This window comes from Nocardioides marinisabuli (genome assembly GCF_013466785.1).
GTDB lineage: Bacteria > Actinomycetota > Actinomycetes > Propionibacteriales > Nocardioidaceae > Nocardioides > Nocardioides marinisabuli.
Map to the genome: position 1 here is coordinate 1,196,415 of NZ_CP059163.1, position 18,163 is coordinate 1,214,577.

Consider the following 18,163-nt stretch of genomic DNA (forward strand, 5'->3'; position numbering starts at 1 on the left):
GGATCATCCCGCGCCCAGCACACCCGCGCGGGTCTGGGGTGGTGCGTCAGGCTGGGGGCATGGTCGAGCAGCAGGACGTCCCGCGCGCCACCACGGGGCGCAGCGACGCCCTCGCACCCTGGTCCGGCGGCGACGGCGGGGACGAGCCCGACCCGCGGCGCTGGCGGATCTTCGCGGTCTCGCTGGTGGTCGGCTTCATGGCGCTGCTCGACGTGACCATCGTCAACGTGGCGATCCCCTCGATCCAGGAGGGCCTCGACACCTCGACCGGCACCGTGCAGTGGGTGGTCTCCGGCTACGCGCTGAGCTTCGGGCTGGTGCTCGTGACCGGTGGCCGGCTCGGTGACGCCTACGGGCGCCGGCGGCTGCTGCTCGTCGGGCTGGGCCTCTTCGTGCTCACCAGCGCGGCCGTCGGCCTCGCGCCCGGCGTCGAGCTGGTGATCCTGGCCCGGCTGCTGCAGGGCGCGGCCGCAGGCCTGCTGACCCCGCAGAACTCGGGGCTGATCCAGGAGCTCTTCTCGGGCCGCGAGCGAGGGCGCGCCTTCGGGATCTTCGGCCTGACGGTCTCGGTCTCCGCGGCCCTCGGCCCGGTGCTGGGCGGGCTGATCATCTCGCTCTTCGGCGAGGAGGACGGCTGGCGCTGGATCTTCCTGGTCAACGTGCCGATCGGGCTGGCAGCGCTGGTGGCGGTGCTGCGGCTGGTGCCGCACACCCCTGCGCGCGGGGCCGGCGAGACCCGTCCGCGGCTCGACCCGCTGGGCTCGGCACTGCTGGGTGCCGCGGTCCTCCTGCTGCTCTACCCGGTGGTCCGGGCCGAGAGCGGCAACTACCTGTGGCTGCTCCTGCTGCCGCTCGCGCCCGTGGTGGGCGCGTTGTTCGTGCGCTGGGAGCACCGCGTCGTACGCCGGGGCGGCGCGCCGCTGCTCGACGTCACCCTGCTGCGGCGCACGCCCGGCTTCGCCAACGGCATCGCGGTCGGCACCCTCTACTTCACCGGGTTCACCGGCCTGGTGCTCGTGCTCTCGATCCACCTGCAGACCGAGATGGGGCTCGCGCCGCTGACGGCCGGGCTGCTGCTCACCGGCTTCGCCCTCGGCTCGGCGATCTCGGCTCCGCTGGCGGGGCGGGTGGTGACGACGGTGGGTCGCCAGCTCAGCGTCGCCGCGCTGGTGACCGTCGTCGCGGCGGTGCTCGTGATGGCGGTGCTGGTGCCCGGGCGCGACGGGGGCGCCCTGTGGGCGCTGCTGCCGCCGCTGCTCTTCGTGGGCGGCCTGGGTGGCGGCGCAGTGATTTCGCCGAACTTCACCCTCACCCTCGACCGGGTGCCGCCGCGGATGGGCGGCGCCGCCGGCGGCGCACTGCAGACCGGTCAGCGCATCGGCTCGGCCGTGGGCTCGGCCCTCGGCGTCACCGCCTACACGGTGGCCCTGGGGATGTGGGGCCCCGACGCGGGGCTGCGCACGGCCTTCCTGACCTCGGCGGCGCTGGTGTCGCTGGCGCTGGTCGCGGCGGTCGTGGCCCTGCGCGACGAACGCGCCGGCCGCGAGGCCTGAGCCCCGCGACCGGCGCGCCGGTCGGTCACTGCGTCGTCAGGCCCTCAGGAGCCGATCGACTCGAGCATCCGCTTCGCCAGCGGCCCCGACGAGGCGGGGTTCTGGCCGGTGAACAGCGAGCGGTCGACCACGACGTTCTCGGACCACGGGTCGGCCTCCTGGAAGTCGGCCCCCAGGGCGACGAGCCGGTCCTGCAGCAGCCACGGCGCACCCTCGGCCAGCCCGGCCTGGGTCTCCTCGGCGTTGGTGAAGCCGGTCAGCTTGTAGCCGGAGAAGGGCGAGCCGTCCTCGCCCTCGGTCGCGAGCAGCGCGGCGGGCGCGTGGCACACGATGCCCAGCGGCTTGCCCGACTCGAGGGTCTGCACCAGCAGGCGGGCGGAGTCGGCGTCGCCGGAGAGGTCCTCCATCGGGCCGTGGCCGCCCGGGTAGAACACCGCGTCGTAGGCGGTGGGGTCGACCAGGTCGAGCGACTCGGGCGAGCGCAGCTGCTCGATCTCGTCGATGGCCTTGCGCAGCGCGTCGGCGTTCTCCTGCCCGCCGTTGGCCTCCGCGGCGAGGCTGCCCTCGTCGACCACGGGCTGCACGCCACCGGGGGTGGCGACGACGACCTGGTGGCCGGCGCCGGTGAAGACCTGGAAGGGCGCGACGAGCTCCTCGGCCCAGTAGCCGGTGGGGTGCTCGGTGCCGTCCTTGAGGGTCCAGTGGCGGGCGCCGGTGACGACGAAGAGGATCTTGCTCATGGGGTTGCTCCTTCGATCAGCTGAAGTTGCGTACCCCGTCACAACAGGTGCCCCGACGCGCGTGTTCCGACCTCAGGGGTGAGGCCGGGCAAAGCCTGCGTGGGCGACCTACAGGATCGCGCCGGGTGCGTACGCCGCCGCGACGGGGTGCTGCTCGGCGAGCGCCGCCACGCGGCGTACGACGGCCTGGGTCTGGGCGACCGCGGCGCCGGTGAAGGCGATCGGCTCTGCGACCAGGCTCTCGAGCTGCGTCTCGGTGAGCCCGAGCCGCTCGTCGGCGGCGAGCTTGGCGAAGACGTCGTTCTCGGCCTGGCCCTGGCGCATCGACAGCGCCGTGCCGACCGCCGCCTCCTTGATGGCCTCGTGGGCGCTCTCGCGGCCCACGCCGTTGCGCACCGCGGCCATCAGCACCTTGGTGGTGGCCAGGAACGGCAGGTAGCGGTCGAGCTCGCGCTGGATCACCGCGGGGAATGCGCCGAACTCGTCGAGCACGGTCAGGAAGGTCTGGAAGAGGCCGTCGACGGCGAAGAACGCGTCGGGCAGCGCGACGCGGCGCACCACCGAGCAGGAGACGTCGCCCTCGTTCCACTGGTCGCCGGCGAGCTCGCCGACCATCGAGAGGTAGCCGCGGGTGACGACGGCCAGCCCGTTGACCCGCTCGCAGGAGCGGGTGTTCATCTTGTGCGGCATCGCCGAGGAGCCGACCTGGCCCTCCTTGAACCCCTCGGTGACGATCTCGTTGCCGGCCATCAGCCGGATCGTGGTGGCCAGGTTCGAGGGGCCGGCGGTGAGCTGGACGAGCGCCGAGAGCACGTCGAAGTCGAGGCTGCGCGGGTAGACCTGGCCCACGCTGGTCAGCACCCGCTCGAAGCCGAGGTGGGCGGCGACGCGCTGCTCGAGGTCGACCAGCTTGTCCTCGTCGCCGTCGAGCAGGTCGAGCATGTCCTGGGCGGTGCCCATCGGGCCCTTGATGCCGCGCAGCGGGTAGCGCCCCAGCAGGTCCTCGACCCGCTCGAGGCTGACCAGCATCTCGTCGGCGACGCTGGCGAAGCGCTTGCCCAGGGTGGTCGCCTGCGCGGCGACGTTGTGGGAGCGGCCGGCCATCACGGTGGTCTCGTGCTCGGCGGCCAGGCGGCCCAGGCGGGTCAGCGTGGCCACGGCCCGGTCGCGCAGCAGCTCGAGGGACTGCTTGACCTGCAGCTGCTCGACGTTCTCGGTCAGGTCGCGGCTGGTCATGCCCTTGTGAATGTGCTCGTGCCCCGCCAGCGCCGAGAACTCCTCGATGCGGGCCTTCACGTCGTGGCGGGTGATCCTCTCGCGGGCGGCGATCGAGGCCAGGTCGACCGCGTCGGCACCCTGCGCGACCACCCGCTCGTACGCCTCGACGACCCCCTCGGGCACCGAGATGCCGAGGTCGCGCTGGGCCTTGAGCACCGCCACCCACAGCTCGCGCTCGAGCACGATCTTGTGCTCGGGCGACCAGATCTGGGCCAGGTCGGCGGCGGCGTAGCGGGTGGCGAGGACGTTCGGGACGGTCACGGACCCCATTCTCACCGATGCGCCGCGCCGCCTCCCACTCGCGGGTCGTGGTCCGGGTCGTGGCCTGGGTTGTGGCTCGGGTCGTGTGCCCGAGGACGCGCCAGGGCGCGACCAGGACCCACGACCCGGACCACGACCCAGGCCACGACCCGACGCAGGGCGGGCGAGGGCGGGGTCAGCCCTGCTCGGCGGCCTTCAGCGCGATGTCGGTGCGGTGCTGGGCGCCGGCGAAGGAGATCGCCCCGACCCCGTCGTACGCCGCGGCGCGCGCGGCGGGGAGCGAGTCACCGGTGCCGACCACGGCCAGCACGCGGCCGCCGGCCGTGACGACCTCGCCGTCGCCGCCGAGCGCGGTGCCGGCGTGGATGACGTGCACGTCGGGCAGCGCCTCGGCGGCCTCGAGGCCGCTGATGACGTCACCCTTCGAGGAGGACTCGGGGTAGCCGGCGCTGGCCATCACCACACCCACCGCCGCGCCGGAGCGCCACTGCGGGGCGGGCACGTCGGCCAGGGTGCCGGTGGCGGAGCCGAGGAGCAGCGGGGAGAGCGGGGAGTCGAGGAGCGCCAGCAGCGGCTGGGTCTCGGGATCGCCGAAGCGGGCGTTGAACTCCACGACCCGCACGCCGCGCGAGGTCAGCGCCAGGCCGGCGTACAGCAGGCCGGTGAAGGGGGTGCCACGGCGCGCCATCTCCTCGACCGTGGGGCGCAGCACGGTGGCCAGGACCTCGTCGACGAGGCCCTCGGGCGCCCAGGGCAGCGGCGTGTAGGCGCCCATGCCGCCGGTGTTGGGGCCCTCGTCGCCGTCGCGGATGCGCTTGAAGTCCTGGGCGGGCTGCAGCGGGTGCACCACGGCGCCCTGCTCCTCGTCCCAGCCGCAGATCGCGAACAGCGAGACCTCGGGGCCGTCGAGGAACTCCTCGACGAGCACCCGCTCGCAGCCGGCGGCGTGGGCCAGCGCCTCGTCGCGGTCGGAGGTCACCACGACGCCCTTGCCGGCGGCCAGGCCGTCGTCCTTGACGACGTACGGCGCCCCGTGGGCGTCGAGCGCGGCGGCGACCTCGTCGGCGGTGGTGCAGCTGGTGGCGGCGGCGGTCGGCACCCCGGCGGCGGCCATCACGTCCTTGGCGAAGGCCTTGGAGCCCTCGAGCTGCGCCGCGGCGGCCGAGGGGCCGAAGACCGCGGTGCCGCGCTCGCGCACGACGTCGGCGACCCCGGCGACCAGGGGCGCCTCGGGGCCCACCACGACCAGGTCGGCGCCGAGGCGCTCGGCCAGGTCGGCCACCGCCGTGCCGTCCATCGGGTCGACGTCGTGGAGCTCGGCGACCGCCGAGACCCCCGGGTTGCCGGGGGCGCAGTGCACCGCGGCGACGCCGGCGTCGTGGGCCAGGGCCCGCGACAGCGCGTGCTCGCGGCCACCGGTGCCGATGACGAGGACGGTCAGGGGGCCGGTCGGCGCGGTCGCGGAGGGGGCGGTGCTCACGGGCCCTGACTCTCTCAGATCAGCGGGTGGACGACCACGGTGGCCTCACGGTCCGGACCGACGCCGACCGCGGAGATCCGCGCCCCCGACAGCTCCTCGACGCGGCGCACGTAGGCCTGGGCGTTGGCGGGCAGGTCGTCCATGCTCCGCGCGCCGCTGATGTCCTCGGTCCAGCCGGGCAGCTCCTCGAAGATCGGCTGCGCGTGGTGGAAGTCGGTCTGGTTGACCGGCATCTCGTCGTGGCGGACCCCGCCCACGTCGTAGGCCACGCACACCGGGATCGTCTCGAGGCCGGTGAGCACGTCGAGCTTGGTGAGCACGAAGTCGGTCACGCCGTTGACCCGCGCGGCGTAGCGGGCGATGACGGCGTCGTACCAGCCGCAGCGGCGCTGGCGACCGGTCGTGGTGCCGAACTCGGCGCCGACGCTGGCCAGGTGGGCGCCGTTGTCGTCGAAGAGCTCGGTGGGGAACGGGCCCTCGCCGACGCGGGTCGTGTAGGCCTTGACGATGCCGATGACCTGGTCCATCCGCATCGGCGGGATGCCCGAGCCGGTGCAGGCGCCGCCGGCGGTGGCCGACGAGGAGGTCACGAAGGGGTAGGTGCCGTGGTCGACGTCGAGCAGCGTGGCCTGGCCGGCCTCGAGCAGCACGGTCTCGCCGCGGTCGAGGGCCTGGTTGAGCAGCAGGCCGGTGTCGGCGACCATCGGGCGCAGCCGGTCGGCGTACTGCAGCAGCTCCTCGAGGGTCTCGTCGACCGAGGGGGCGCGGCGGTTGTAGATCTTGGTGAGCACCTGGCCCTTGAGCTCGAGGGCGCCCTCGATCTTCTGGCGCAGGATCTTCTCGTCGAAGATGTCCTGCACCCGGATGCCGATGCGGTTCATCTTGTCGGCGTACGTCGGGCCGATGCCGCGCCCGGTGGTGCCCAGGCGGCGCGAGCCGAGGAAGCGTTCCGTGACCTTGTCGACCGTGCGGTTGTAGTCGGCGATCACGTGCGCGCTGGCGCTGACGACCAGCTTGCCGGTGTCGACGCCGCGGGCCTCGAGGCCCTCGATCTCCTGGAACAGCACGTTGAGGTCGACGACCACCCCGTTGCCGATGACGGGGGTGCAGCCCGGGGTCAGGATGCCGCTGGGCAGCAGGTGCAGGGCGTACTTCTGGTCCCCGATGACCACGGTGTGGCCGGCGTTGTTGCCGCCGTTGAACTTCACGACGTAGTCGACGCTGGAACCGAGGAGGTCGGTGGCCTTCCCCTTGCCCTCGTCGCCCCACTGGGCTCCGATGATGGCGATAGCGGGCATCTGCTCGCTCACTCTCCGTGGAAATCGAAGAACCCCGGCACAAGCGCACCGGGGCCTCTTGCGCAGTCACGCTACCAAAACGGGCGCCGGCCTCCCCTTTCGCCGCCGGTCGTCGGGACGGGCGGATAGGGTCACCGGCGATGGAACCCCTGCTCGTCATCAAGAACAGCGACGCGGGCACCGCCGACGAGGAGACGCTCGAGCGGGGCCTGGCGGTCCTGCGCGCCCGCACCTCCGTCGAGGTGGCCGGCACGTCGAACCCCGGCGAGCTCAACGGCGTCCTGCACCGGGCGGGCTCGCGACGCATCGTCGTCGCGGGCGGCGACGGCAGCCTGCACGCGGTCGTCTCGGCGCTGCACCGGCGCAACGAGCTCGCGGAGCGCACGCTCGCGCTGCTCCCGCTGGGCACCGGCAACGACTTCGCCCGCGGCAACGACATCCCCCTCGACATCGAGGAGGCCGCACGCCTGGTGCTCTCGGGCGAGCCGCGCCCGGTCGACCTGGTCGTCGACGAGGTGGGCGAGGTCGTGGTCAACAGCGTCCACGTCGGCGCCGGGGCGCAGGCCAGCCGGCGCGGCGCGCGCTGGAAGGAGCGCCTGGGCTCGGTCGGCGTCAAGGGGGTCAACCTCGGCAAGCTCGGGTACCCGGTCGGCGCCGCGCTCGCGGCGTTCCGGCCGCCCTACGTGCGCCTGCACGTCGAGGTCGACGGGCGCAGCGTGGTCGGGTTCGACCAGCCGGTGCTGATGGTGGCGGTCGGCAACGGCTCCAGCGTGGGCGGCGGCACCGACCTGGTGCCCGACGCCGACACCGAGGACCGTCGCCTCGACGTGATGATCTCGCGCTCCGTCGGCCCCGTGGCCCGCTTCGGGTACGTCGCCGGGCTGGTGCGCGGGCGCCACCCCGAGCGCGACGACGTGATCTCGCTGCGCGGCACCGAGGTCTCGGTCTCGGGCGAGGAGTTCTGGTGCGCGGCCGACGGGGAGATCTACGGCCCCGAGCGGCGACGCACCTGGCGCCTGGAGCCGGCGGCGTACACGATGGTGCTGCCCCGGCGCCGCTCCTCCTGAGCCGTCAGGGGCTCAGAGCCAGCCCCGCCTGGCCGCCTCGACGCCAGCCTGGAACCTCGAGTCGGCGCCCAGCTCGGCGAGCAGCTCGGCGACCCGGCGGCGCACGGTGCGCAGGCTGACCCCCAGCCGCCGCGCGATCTGCTCGTCCTGGGCGCCCGAGGCCAGCTGCTCGAGCAGGAACTCACGCATGTCGGGGCCGTTGTCGCGGGCACCGTCGAGGTCGAGCGGCACGGCGCGGTCCCACATCGACTCGAACCACAGGATCATCGCCTCGACCCAGCCCGGCTGGCGCACCAGCGTCCGCGGCTCGTCCATGAAGCCCAGCGGCTCGGGCAGGATCACGTGGGTGGTGCCGATGATGAACATCCGGGTCGGCAGGTCGGGCAGCAGCCGGATCTGCTCGCCCACCTCGGCGCGCAGCCGCAGCGTGTCGGGCACCTCGCTGACCGCCCGGACCGGGTAGATCGCCCGCGACTGGCGCCCGGTGCGGATGGCCTCCCCCACCACATGGGCCATCGCGTCCTCGCGGGGCTTGCGGAACTGGTCGGGGCGCAGCCACAGCAGGTCGCCCCGGCTCTCCCGGATCAGCGCCGTCAGCAGCTCCACGGGCTGCCCGCCCGAGGTGACCTCGCCGTCGATCGGCTCCACGTCGAGGATGTCGACCGGGCCGGGCCGGGCGCTGCTGCCGCTGAGGTAGGGGATCGCGTCGGCCACGGCGTTGAGCCGGGCGTGCGAGGCGGCGGCCGACTCGGCCGCCGAGGTCACCATCTGGCCGATCACCTCGGCCGGCGAGCTGACGAAGAGCCGCGAGTCCTCGACTGTGACGATGCCGCGCTCGCGCAGCGGCGCCAGGTCGCGCAGCAGCTCCTCGGGCGTCTGCAGCAGCGAGGCCGCCACCGAGACCAGCTCGCGCCCGGACTGCGGCAGCACCCGGTGGTAGGCGCGGTCGGCGTTGCGGGAGAAGCCGAGCGCGCTGATCACCGAGGGGTAGCTCGAGCGGACCATCGCTCCACTGTAGTGGCAACTTGCTGCCAGCGACAGGTACGCCGCGACTGGCACGGTCCGGTCAGGCAAAGATGGGTACCGCGGTGCCCCGCCGTCCTCGGCCGGGGTCTGGAGCCTCGCGACATCGGGGGATGACGTTGCTCCGACCACCGCAGGAGGGGCGCCGGGGCTGCCACAGGGGACGGCTCCGGCGTCCTGCACCCCCTCGGCGCTCCGGTAGCGTTTGCGCGGCCACAGCACCCCACGACGCAGGAGCTCCCCACCCCATGGCACGAGGCGGCGACGCACGCGGTACCGACCGGCCCGACCCCACCGACTGGGTCACCCGGGCAGCCGACGACGCGATCCGGCACGCCGGCGGCGAGGACGCGGTGCGCGCCGAGGGCCGCACCATCACCTGCGCCTCGGGCGCCAGCCCGTCGGGCCCGGTGCACCTGGGCAACCTGCGCGAGTTCCTGACGGTCCACTTCGTCGCCGAGGAGATCCGCCGCCGCGGGCTGCCCGTGCGCCACCTGCACAGCTGGGACGACTACGACCGCTTCCGCAAGGTCCCCGCCGGCGTCGACCCCTCGTGGACCGACCACATCGGGCGCCCGCTCTCGGCCGTGCCCGACCCGTGGGAGTGCCACGCGTCGTGGGCCGAGCACTTCAAGGAGCCGCTGGTGGCCTCCCTGCGCGCGATGGGCGTGGAGATGGAGGAGGTCTCGCAGACCGAGGCCTACCGCCGCGGCGACTACGTCGAGCAGGTGCTGCAGGCCGTGGCCCACCGCGACCGCATCGAGACGATCCTGGGCCGCTACCGCACCAAGGCCGCCCCGGTCGCGGAGTCCGAGCAGGAGGCCGCGGCCCTGGCCGACTCCGTCCTCGAGGACGACGAGGCGACCGGCGCCGGCGACGGCAACGGGGCCGGCGACCTCGCCCGCTTCCCCTACAAGCCCTACTGCCGCGAGTGCGGCCGCGACACCACCACCGCGACGGCGTACGACGACGAGAGCGCCGACCTCGCCTACACCTGCACCTCGTGCGGCTTCGAGGGCGTCACCAACCTGCGCACCGACCACGAGGGCAAGCTGGTCTGGAAGGTCGACTGGCCGATGCGCTGGTCGGTCGAGGGCGTCGACTTCGAGCCGGGCGGCGTCGACCACGCCAGCCCCGGGTCGTCGTACACCGTGGGCAAGGAGGTCGTGAAGGCCGTGTACGGCGCCCGCGCGCCGTCCTTCGTCGGCTACTCCTTCGTGGGTGCCGGCGGCCAGGTGAAGATGTCGTCCTCGCGCGGTGGCGTGCCGACCGCGGCCGACGCGCTGAAGATCCTCGAGGCGCCGGTGCTGCGCTGGCTCTACGTGCGCCGCCAGCCCAAGCAGGCCTTCAACGTCGACTTCGGCCCCGAGGTGGTGCGCCTCTACGACGAGTGGGACTCCCTGACCCGCAAGGCCGCCGACCCGGCCAAGCGCGACGCGCAGGTGCTGGCCTACGAGCGGGCCTCGTCGACGGCGGCCGCGGGCACGCTGCCCACGCCGCCGGTCGTGGTGCCCTTCCGGCTGCTGTCGTCGGTGGCCGACGTGACCGCCGGCAGCGCCGAGCTGGTCAGCCGCATCGTCGGCGACGTGGGTCACGAGCACGCCACGGTGGCCGACCTCGAGCCGCGGCTGAGCCGCGCGATGACCTGGATGTCGGAGTACGTGCCGGAGTCCGAGCGCACCACGGTGCGCTCGGAGCCCGACACCGCCCGCCTCGCCGCGCTCGACGAGGACGAGGAGCTGTGGCTGCGCCAGCTGCTCGACCGGATGCCCGACCGGCTCGAGCTCGACGAGACCACGGCGCTGATCTACGGCGTGCCCAAGCTCGCGCGCGGCCTGGGGCTCGACGACGCCCCCACCGACGAGGTGAAGGCCGACCAGAAGGCGTTCTTCCGGCTGCTCTACGAGCTGCTGGTCGACGCCGAGCGCGGCCCGCGCCTGCCGACGCTGTTCCTGGCGCTGGGCGCCGAGAAGGTGCGCAGCCTGCTCACCCCCTGACGACGAACGCCGAGCCGGCTCGTTCGAACGAGCCGGCTCGGCGTTGCGGGGAGGTGTCAGGCGTCCTTGACCAGCTCGTCGTACGCCGTCGGGCTGGAGTCGCGCAGGAAGTCGCGGCAGCGCTCCCACTCGTCGGTCTCGCCGATGCTGCGAGCGGCCAGCGCGAGCAGCGCCAGGCACATCAGGAAGCCGCGGTTGGGCTCGTGCTCCCACGGGACCGGCCCGTGGCCCTTCCAGCCGTTGCGGCGCAGCATGTCGAGGCTGCGGTGGTAGCCCACGCGGGCGTAGGCGTAGACGGTGATCGCGTCCTCCTGCGCCTCCGCCGCCGCCCCGGCCAGCGCGGCCCAGGCGAAGGGCGAGGCGGGGTGGGTGCGGGCCACGTCGTGGCGGTCGGTGCCCGAGGCGAGCAGCGCCTGCGCGGGGTCCGCGGGGAGGTGGGTGGGCGGCGGTCCGGCCATCAGGTCCTGTCCGATGTTCATCCCGCCATCGTGCCACCCACCCCCGTCGGGGCCTCAGGCCAGGGCGCGGCCCGCGGAGCGCAGGTTCTCGCAGGCCTCGACGACCCGGGCCGCCATCCCGGCCTCGGCGGCCTTGCCCCACGCGCGCGGGTCGTACTGCTTCTTGTTGCCGACCTCGCCGTCGACCTTGAGCACACCGTCGTAGTTGCGCAGCATGTGCTCGGCGACGGGGCGGGTGAAGGCGTACTGGGTGTCGGTGTCGACGTTCATCTTCACCACGCCGTAGTCGACGGCCTCGGCGATCTCCTCGGCGCTGGAGCCGGAGCCGCCGTGGAAGACCAGGTGGAAGGGCTTGGAGCCGGGCTCGAGGCCGAACTCGCCGACCACGGCCTCCTGGGCGTCCTTGAGGACGCTCGGGCGCAGCTTGACGTTGCCGGGCTTGTAGACGCCGTGCACGTTGCCGAAGGTCAGGGCGGTCATGTAGTAGCCGCGCTCGCCGTGGCCCAGCGCCCTGGCGGTGGCGATGGCGTCCTCGCGGGTGGAGTAGAGCTTGTCGTTGATCGCGTTCTCGATGCCGTCCTCCTCGCCGCCGACCACGCCGACCTCGATCTCGAGGATGATCTTGGCCTCGATGCACCGCTCGAGCAGCTCGGCGGCGATGGAGAGGTTCTCCTCGAGCGGCACCGCGGAGCCGTCCCACATGTGCGACTGGAAGAGCGGCGCCTCGCCGCGCTGGACCCGCTCGCGCGAGATCTCCAGCAGCGGGCGCACGAACCCGTCGAGCTTGTCCTGCGGGCAGTGGTCGGTGTGCAGCGCGATGTTGACCGGGTAGTTCTTCGCGACCTCGGCGGCGTACGCCGCGAAGGCGACCGAGCCGGTGACCATGTCCTTGACGCTGGGGCCCGAGAGGTACTCCGCACCGCCGGTGGAGACCTGGATGATGCCGTCGGAGCCGGCGTCGGCGAAGCCCTTGAGCGCGGCGTTGAGGGTCTGCGACGACGACACGTTGATGGCGGGGAAGGCGTAGCCGCCGGCCTTGGCGGCATCGAGCATCTCGGCGTACTTCTCGGGCGTTGCGATCGGCACTGCGGGCTCCTGGGTCACGGTCGTGGGTGGGCGAGGCCACCCTAGTGGAGCCCGCGCGCGGCGTACGCTGCGGAGGATGGAGCGCCGCACGTCGCTGACCAGCACCACCCGCGCGAGCCGCCTGAGCCTCGACGCCGCGCACGCCTGGGGGCTGGTGGCCTCGGCCCGCACCGGACCGCAGTGGTACGTCGACGCCGCGCCGTTCGTCCTCCGCGGTGCGGTCGACCGGCTCGCGCTCGGGCGTGGGCGCCGCTGGCCCGTGCCCGACCGGCCGGTGCTGCGCGCCGGCGACACGGCCGGCTTCTGGGAGGTCGTGGAGTCGGGGCCGGTGGCCGAGGGGCCCGCGGACCACCACCGGCTGGTGCTCGAGGCGCGGGTCCGCGCGCCCGGCACGGTGCGCCTGACCACCGAGGTCACCCCCGAGGGGCCGCGCTGCTGCCGGGTGGCGCAGACCGTGACGTTCACGCCCTCGGGGGTGCTGGGGCGCGCCTACCTGCTCACCGACGTGCCGGCCCGCGAGGCGCTGATGGAGCTGGTGCACCGACGGGTCGTGCGCGACCTCGAGCGCGCCGCCCCCTGATCGGGGCCGGTCTGGGCGAAGATCCGTCGCGACGCATGACAACCGATCGACCACGAGATCCGTAGACAGGGCATGGACCAGGACAACGAGCGCGACCTCTCCCGCCGCATCGACGACTCCTTCGGCGACGGGCCCCCCGCCGGGCCGGTCGACGAGGTCGTCGCCGCCGGGCGCGGGGCGCTGCGCCGGCGCCGGGCCGCGACCTGGGGCGGCGCGCTGGCCGTGCTCGGCGTCGTCGGCGTGGGCGCCGTGGTGGCGCAGACCGGCACCCCCGGCGGCGGTGACGACCTGGTGGCGGGCGGCACGAGCGCCTCGGAGCCGGCCCAACCCGATGAACAGCCCAGCGAGGAGCCCGGCGAGGAGCCGAGCGCCGAGCCCGAGCCGCCGACGTACTCCGACGACGTGCCCGACTCGTGGGGCCAGGGACAGCTCGCCGGCTACGTCGACGGCGAGGTCGTGGTGCGGGCCGGGCTGGAGGTCACCGAGGTGGCCGAGGACCCGCTGGGCCTCGAACCGGCCGTCTCCTCGACCGCGCTGGCGCTGGCCGAGACCGACGGCAAGCGCTCGTGGCGCTACCTGCTGTGGACCGACGGCGAGCGGCCCCGCTTCGCGCAGGAGAGCTCGACGGTGCCGGCCTGGAGCTTCGAGGAGTGGCTCGAGGCCTACGCGGTCGACACCGTGGAGGCGATCGGTCGCGACCTGGTGCGCTTCGGTGGCGGCAAGAGCCTCGAGGCCGGCGAGCGCGCCACGATCCTCGAGCAGCGCCCCGACCCCGACCTGCCGGCGCCGTTCGCGCCCGCCTCGGCCCGCACCGCGGTGGCCCAGGTCGAGCGCGACGGGCTGACCTGGTTCGTGCTGGCCCGCGAGCTCGAGGGCGAGCGCGACTACGTCGCCACCCCGCTCTCCGAGGAGACCGGCGACGACGTCGACAGCTTCCTCGAGCTGGCCACCGAGCGCTACGCCGACCAGGGCGGCACGGGCATGCGGTGACGCGCGACAGCGAGTTCAGCGACTTCGTGGCCGCCCGGCGCACCCACCTGCGCCGGGTGGCCTACGCCTGCTGCGGCGACTGGCACCGCGCCGAGGACCTCGTGCAGACCTCGCTGGTCAAGCTGTACGTCGCGTGGCCGCGGCTTCACCGCGACGGGCGCGAGGAGGCCTACGCGCGCCGCATCATCGTGCGCGCCGACGTCGACGAGCGGCGGCGCCCCTGGCGCCGCGAGGTGCCCTCCTCGCAGGCCGGCGAGACGCTGAGCGGGGTCGCCGACCCCGCGGCGGGCGACGTACCGGGCCCGGAGGAGCGCAGCGAGCTGTTCGCCGCCGTGCAGGCCCTGCCGGCGCAGCAGCGCAAGGTGGTCGTGCTGCGGCACTGGCTGGGGCTCTCGGTCGCCGAGACCGCCAGCGAGCTGGGCATCTCGGAGGGCACCGTGAAGAGCCACTCCTCGCGCGGCCTGGCCGCCCTGCAGCGCACCCTGACCCCGCCCACCTGACGCGAGCCGGCGCCAGTTCCCCCGCGAGCCGGCGCCAGTTCCGGAAGTGGCGCCGACTCGGCGAGGAAGTGGCGCCGGGTCGGCGGGGCGGGTCGGGGGCCGGCGTGACCCACGGGGCAAAGCGGCGTTGTAAGGGCACATCCGCTCGCCCCGACCCCGCTTGGAGATCGACGATGACCCGCCGACCCCGCCCCGTCCCCCACCGCCACCGGGCGCGCCGCCGCGTCGCCGGCCTGGCGACCCTGGCCGCGCTCGCCGTGACCGCGCCGATGGCCGCCACGGTGGGCAGCAGCGCCGCCACCCCCGGCGCCCCCAGCGTCTTCGCACCCCAGCTGGTCACCGTCGACACCCCCGACCGCGCCGACCGCACCCGGCTGCAGAAGCTCGGCCTCGACCTGACCGAGCACGCCGGCCACGACTACGTCGAGGTCGTCCTGCACACGGCCGCCGAGCGGGCCGCACTGCGCGCCGCCGGCTTCACCTACGACGTGCGGATCGAGAACCTGGTCGAGCGCGGCGTCGAGATCGCCGAGATCAACGAGGCGTACGCCGCCTCCGTCGACGTCTCCCCGCTCCCCTCGGGCCGCGACAGCTACCGCGTGCTGGCCGACTACGTCGCCGACATGACCGCCCTGGCCGCCGACTTCCCGGGCCACGTGCGGATGTTCGACCTGGCCAACCCGACCCTCGACGGCAACACCGTGCACGCCATCGAGATCGGCGCCGACGTCGACAAGCCCGCCTCGGGCAAGCCCACCTTCCTGCTGATGGGCCTGCACCACGCCCGCGAGTGGCCCTCGGGCGAGCTGGCGATGGAGTTCGCCACCGACCTGGCGCAGAGCTTCGGCAAGGACAAGCAGATCACCCGGATGCTCAAGAAGGCCCGGGTGCTGGTCGTCCCCGTCGTCAACCCCGACGGCTTCGACCTCTCGCGCACCGACGGCGAGTACGTCGACCTGCGCGCGCTCAACGACACCGGCGCGGACCCGCTGGGCGGCTCCACCACCATCCTGGCCACCCCCGGCCAGGCCTACAAGCGCAAGAACTGCCGCGTCGTCGACGGCCAGGACATCCCCGACGGCTCGTGCCGCGCCACCCTGGCCAGCCCCGGCGGGTTCGGCCTGGGCGTCGACCTCAACCGCAACTACGGCGGCTTCTGGGGCGGCCCCGGCGCCGCGGGCACGTTCCCGAACCCCGCCGAGGTCGACACCGGCTTCCTCGACCCGACCTACCGCGGCGCCTCGGCGTTCTCCGAGCCCGAGACCCAGAACATCCAGACGCTGGTGCGCGAGCGCCAGGTCACGATGATGATCTCCAACCACACCTTCTCCAACCTGATCCTGCGCCCCAACGGCGTCGCGCCGACCACCATCGGCCCCGACGGCAACCCCGTCGGCAACGCGCCCGACGAGAAGGGCCTCAAGGCGCTCGGCGCCAAGATGGCCGCGCAGAACGGCTACCTCAACCAGAACAGCTGGCAGCTCTACGACACCACCGGCACCACCGAGGACTGGTCCTACAACGCCACCGGCGGCTTCGGCTACACCTTCGAGATCGGCCCCGACGAGTTCCACCCGCCGTTCCCCCACGTCGTCGACGAGTACCTCGGCGCCGGCGAGCACGAGGGCCGCGGCAACCGGGCGGCGTACCTGCTGGCGCTGCAGCACACCATCGACACCAGCCAGCACGGCGTGATCAAGGGCAAGGCCCCCAAGGGCGCGACGCTGCGCCTGCGCAAGGACTTCGAGTCCCCGACCTGGGAGTCCTCCTTCGAGGACTTCCTCGACTCGACGATCACCGTCGGCAAGAAGGGGCGCTTCTCGTGGGTGGTCAACCCCTCGACCCGCCCGCTCCTGCAGTCGCGGCCCATCGAGAAGCTGGACGACGAGCCGTTCGCGGGCGAGACCATCGAGGGCGGCGCCACCGAGCCCGTGGTCGGCACCGTCGACCACGAGTACGTCGCCACCAAGGACTCCGACGTGCTGCGCATCAACCTCGACTGGCCCACCCCCGACGACTTCGACCTCGAGGTCTACCGCAAGGACGCCTCCGGCGAGCTCGTCGAGGTCGGCACCTCGGGCAACGCCCCCGGTGAGAAGGAGGAGGTGCAGGTCTTCGACGCGGCGAAGGGCACCTACGTGCTGCGGGTCGTCAACTACGCCTCCGTCAGCCCGTCGTACACGCTCGAGGTGGGGCAGTACGCCAGCCGGTCGACCTTCACCGACGGCGCCCGCGAGACGTACACGCTCAGCTGCGAGGTGGGCGGCAAGACCCTGGCGTCGAAGAAGGTCTTCATCGACCGTGGCCAGGTCAAGCGCTTCAACCTCAAGCGCGCCTGCCGCTGACCCAGCGACGCCCAGCAGCACCCAGCACCAGCCCTGAGCCGGCTCCCGCGCACCGCGGGGGCCGGCTCAGCCGCGCCAGGCCCGCTCGTCGCCGAGGTCGGCGTGGTCGCGCACCCACGCGTGCATCGCGATCGCCGCGGCGGCCGAGGCGTTGATCGAGCGCGTCGAGCCGAACTGGGCGATCGAGAAGGTCGCGTCGCAGGCCTCGCGGGCCCCCTCGGAGAGCCCCGGCCCCTCCTGGCCCAGCAGGAAGCACACCCGTCGCGGCACCGGACCGGCCTCCAGCGGGCGCGAGCCCGGCAGGTTGTCGATGCCGTGCAGCTCGACCGGGCCGCCGGGCAGCGCGTGCAGGTAGTCGCGCAGCGCCGGCACGTCCTCGTGGTGGCGCAGGTGCTGGTAGCGGTCGGTGACCATCGCCCCGCGCCGGTTCCAGCGGCGGTTGCCCACGATGTGCACCTCGGCGGCCAGGAAGGCGTTGGCGCTGCGCACGACCGTGCCGATGTTGAAGTCGTGCTGCCAGTTCTCGATGGCGACGTGGAAGTCGTGGCGGCGGGTGTCGAGGTCGGCCCGGATCGCCTCGAGGCTCCAGTAGCGGTAGCGGTCGACGACGTTGCGCCGGTCACCGCCGGCGAGCAGCTCGGCGTCCCACTGCTCCCCCGTGGGCCAGGGACCCTCCCAGGGGCCCACCCCGACCTCGGCCGGGCCGTGCGGCATCGGGTCGTACGGCGCCCGGCGGGCCTCCTCGGGCAGGTCGGGGCCGACGGGAGGGGGACTCTGCGCGGACACGTCCGCAGGCTAGTCGGCGCCGACCGATAGGCTCACGTCCGTGCTGGGTATCGAGCCGCTCCTGTTCGGCATCGAGTGGCTCCAGCTGGAGTGGTGGCTGGGCCACTTCGGGCAGACGCTCTTCTGGATCGCCCTCGCTGTCGTGTTCGTCGAGTGCGGGCTGCTGTTCCCGTTCCTGCCCGGCGACACCCTGCTCTTCAGCCTCGGGCTCTTCATCGCCACCGGCCAGATCGACCTGTTCCCCGGCGGCGTGGTCACCGAGCTCGCCATCGCCATCGTGCTGCTGATCGCGGCCGCCTTCGCCGGCAACGTCGCGGGCTACGAGATCGGGCGCCGCATCGGTCCACCGCTCTACGCCCGCGACGGGCGCATCATCAAGCGCAAGCACTTCGACCAGACCCACGACTTCTTCGACCGGCACGGCTCGACCGCGCTGGTGCTGGGCCGGTTCGTGGCGTTCGTGCGCACCTTCGTCACCGTCGTGGCCGGTGCGACCGGGATGCCGCGGCGCACCTTCTGGCTGTGGAGCTTCGTCGGCGCGGTGCTCTGGGTCGTGGGGATCACCCTGCTGGGCTACTTCCTGGGCGGCATCCCCTGGCTCGGCGACAACCTCGACTTCGCCATCCTGCTGATCCTCGCGGTCTTCGCGGTGCCGCTCGTGCTCGAGTGGCGCCGGGAGTCGGGCACCACCCGCTGACCCGGCGCAAATCTCACGCTGACC

The 18,163-nt window shown here is 73.4% G+C and carries 16 protein-coding genes; 8 read left to right on the forward strand and 8 right to left on the reverse strand.

What is annotated here, in order from left to right; translation table 11 throughout:
* The first annotated feature begins 59 nt into the window (after nucleotides 1-59).
* Nucleotides 60-1,553: an MFS transporter gene (locus H0S66_RS05810; protein WP_179614548.1), complete on the forward strand. Its 1,494-nt coding sequence runs from the start codon at nucleotides 60-62 to the stop codon at nucleotides 1,551-1,553.
* 44 nt (nucleotides 1,554-1,597) lie between these two features.
* Here H0S66_RS05810 and H0S66_RS05815 read toward each other — a convergent pair whose 3' ends face one another.
* From H0S66_RS05815 to H0S66_RS05830, 4 genes are all read right to left on the reverse strand, one after another.
* Nucleotides 1,598-2,293: a type 1 glutamine amidotransferase domain-containing protein gene (locus H0S66_RS05815; RefSeq protein WP_179614549.1), complete on the reverse strand. Its 696-nt coding sequence runs from the start codon at nucleotides 2,291-2,293 to the stop codon at nucleotides 1,598-1,600.
* A 108-nt stretch (nucleotides 2,294-2,401) separates the two neighbouring features.
* Nucleotides 2,402-3,832, reverse strand: a complete 1,431-nt coding sequence (gene purB, locus H0S66_RS05820; protein WP_258017112.1) for an adenylosuccinate lyase — start codon at nucleotides 3,830-3,832, stop codon at nucleotides 2,402-2,404.
* A gap of 175 nt (nucleotides 3,833-4,007) precedes the next feature.
* On the reverse strand, nucleotides 4,008-5,273 hold the full coding sequence (purD, locus tag H0S66_RS05825; RefSeq protein ID WP_179617205.1) for a phosphoribosylamine--glycine ligase: 1,266 nt from the start codon (nucleotides 5,271-5,273) through the stop codon (nucleotides 4,008-4,010).
* A gap of 53 nt (nucleotides 5,274-5,326) precedes the next feature.
* A complete protein-coding gene (locus tag H0S66_RS05830; protein WP_258017113.1) occupies nucleotides 5,327-6,622 on the reverse strand; it encodes an adenylosuccinate synthase in 1,296 nt (431 codons plus the stop codon).
* 128 nt (nucleotides 6,623-6,750) lie between these two features.
* Between H0S66_RS05830 and H0S66_RS05835 the strand changes: the two genes are divergently transcribed.
* Nucleotides 6,751-7,677, forward strand: a complete 927-nt coding sequence (locus H0S66_RS05835) for a diacylglycerol/lipid kinase family protein (RefSeq protein WP_179614551.1) — start codon at nucleotides 6,751-6,753, stop codon at nucleotides 7,675-7,677.
* A 12-nt stretch (nucleotides 7,678-7,689) separates the two neighbouring features.
* On the opposite strand, the gene H0S66_RS05840 is transcribed toward H0S66_RS05835, so the two are convergent.
* Complete coding sequence (locus H0S66_RS05840) at nucleotides 7,690-8,682, reverse strand: helix-turn-helix transcriptional regulator (RefSeq protein ID WP_179614552.1); 993 nt, start codon at nucleotides 8,680-8,682, stop codon at nucleotides 7,690-7,692.
* 266 nt (nucleotides 8,683-8,948) lie between these two features.
* Between H0S66_RS05840 and lysS the strand changes: the two genes are divergently transcribed.
* On the forward strand, nucleotides 8,949-10,697 hold the full coding sequence (lysS, locus tag H0S66_RS05845) for a lysine--tRNA ligase (RefSeq protein ID WP_179614553.1): 1,749 nt from the start codon (nucleotides 8,949-8,951) through the stop codon (nucleotides 10,695-10,697).
* Nucleotides 10,698-10,753: 56 nt separating this feature from the next.
* Here lysS and H0S66_RS05850 read toward each other — a convergent pair whose 3' ends face one another.
* A complete protein-coding gene (locus tag H0S66_RS05850) occupies nucleotides 10,754-11,176 on the reverse strand; it encodes a DUF3151 domain-containing protein (protein WP_179614554.1) in 423 nt (140 codons plus the stop codon).
* A 33-nt stretch (nucleotides 11,177-11,209) separates the two neighbouring features.
* Nucleotides 11,210-12,241, reverse strand: a complete 1,032-nt coding sequence (gene fbaA, locus H0S66_RS05855; RefSeq protein ID WP_179614555.1) for a class II fructose-bisphosphate aldolase — start codon at nucleotides 12,239-12,241, stop codon at nucleotides 11,210-11,212.
* Nucleotides 12,242-12,317: 76 nt separating this feature from the next.
* Here fbaA and H0S66_RS05860 point away from each other — a divergent pair, with 76 nt between their 5' ends.
* From H0S66_RS05860 to H0S66_RS05875, 4 genes are all read left to right on the forward strand, one after another.
* Complete coding sequence (locus H0S66_RS05860) at nucleotides 12,318-12,821, forward strand: DUF2867 domain-containing protein (RefSeq protein ID WP_179614556.1); 504 nt, start codon at nucleotides 12,318-12,320, stop codon at nucleotides 12,819-12,821.
* A gap of 72 nt (nucleotides 12,822-12,893) precedes the next feature.
* Nucleotides 12,894-13,811, forward strand: a complete 918-nt coding sequence (locus tag H0S66_RS05865; protein ID WP_179614557.1) for a hypothetical protein — start codon at nucleotides 12,894-12,896, stop codon at nucleotides 13,809-13,811.
* Nucleotides 13,808-14,311 (forward strand): SigE family RNA polymerase sigma factor, encoded by a 504-nt coding sequence (locus H0S66_RS05870; protein ID WP_179614558.1) that lies wholly within the window; start codon nucleotides 13,808-13,810, stop codon nucleotides 14,309-14,311. The genes H0S66_RS05865 and H0S66_RS05870 overlap by 4 nt, the downstream gene beginning before the upstream one ends.
* A gap of 173 nt (nucleotides 14,312-14,484) precedes the next feature.
* Nucleotides 14,485-16,656 (forward strand): M14 family metallopeptidase, encoded by a 2,172-nt coding sequence (locus H0S66_RS05875; RefSeq protein ID WP_218876235.1) that lies wholly within the window; start codon nucleotides 14,485-14,487, stop codon nucleotides 16,654-16,656.
* Between the two features lie 66 nt (nucleotides 16,657-16,722).
* Here H0S66_RS05875 and H0S66_RS05880 read toward each other — a convergent pair whose 3' ends face one another.
* Nucleotides 16,723-17,370, reverse strand: coding sequence for a TrmH family RNA methyltransferase (locus tag H0S66_RS05880; protein ID WP_179617208.1), 648 nt, complete (start codon nucleotides 17,368-17,370; stop codon nucleotides 16,723-16,725).
* Nucleotides 17,371-17,482: 112 nt separating this feature from the next.
* Between H0S66_RS05880 and H0S66_RS05885 the strand changes: the two genes are divergently transcribed.
* On the forward strand, nucleotides 17,483-18,139 hold the full coding sequence (locus tag H0S66_RS05885; RefSeq protein WP_258017114.1) for a DedA family protein: 657 nt from the start codon (nucleotides 17,483-17,485) through the stop codon (nucleotides 18,137-18,139).
* Nucleotides 18,140-18,163 lie beyond the last annotated feature (24 nt).

Excerpts from the sequence above, each read along its gene's own strand:
- H0S66_RS05810 (WP_179614548.1), top strand. The coding sequence starts at position 60 with ATGGTCGAGCAGCAGGACGTCCCGCGCGCCACCACGGGGCGCAGCGAC.
- H0S66_RS05860 (WP_179614556.1), top strand. The coding sequence starts at position 12,318 with ATGGAGCGCCGCACGTCGCTGACCAGCACCACCCGCGCGAGCCGCCTG.
- H0S66_RS05865 (WP_179614557.1), top strand. The coding sequence starts at position 12,894 with ATGGACCAGGACAACGAGCGCGACCTCTCCCGCCGCATCGACGACTCC.
- lysS (WP_179614553.1), top strand. The coding sequence starts at position 8,949 with ATGGCACGAGGCGGCGACGCACGCGGTACCGACCGGCCCGACCCCACC.
- H0S66_RS05840 (WP_179614552.1), bottom strand. The coding sequence starts at position 8,682 with ATGGTCCGCTCGAGCTACCCCTCGGTGATCAGCGCGCTCGGCTTCTCC.
- H0S66_RS05815 (WP_179614549.1), bottom strand. The coding sequence starts at position 2,293 with ATGAGCAAGATCCTCTTCGTCGTCACCGGCGCCCGCCACTGGACCCTC.
- H0S66_RS05880 (WP_179617208.1), bottom strand. The coding sequence starts at position 17,370 with ATGCCGCACGGCCCGGCCGAGGTCGGGGTGGGCCCCTGGGAGGGTCCC.
- H0S66_RS05875 (WP_218876235.1), top strand. The coding sequence starts at position 14,485 with ATGACCCGCCGACCCCGCCCCGTCCCCCACCGCCACCGGGCGCGCCGC.
- H0S66_RS05850 (WP_179614554.1), bottom strand. The coding sequence starts at position 11,176 with ATGAACATCGGACAGGACCTGATGGCCGGACCGCCGCCCACCCACCTC.
- H0S66_RS05835 (WP_179614551.1), top strand. The coding sequence starts at position 6,751 with ATGGAACCCCTGCTCGTCATCAAGAACAGCGACGCGGGCACCGCCGAC.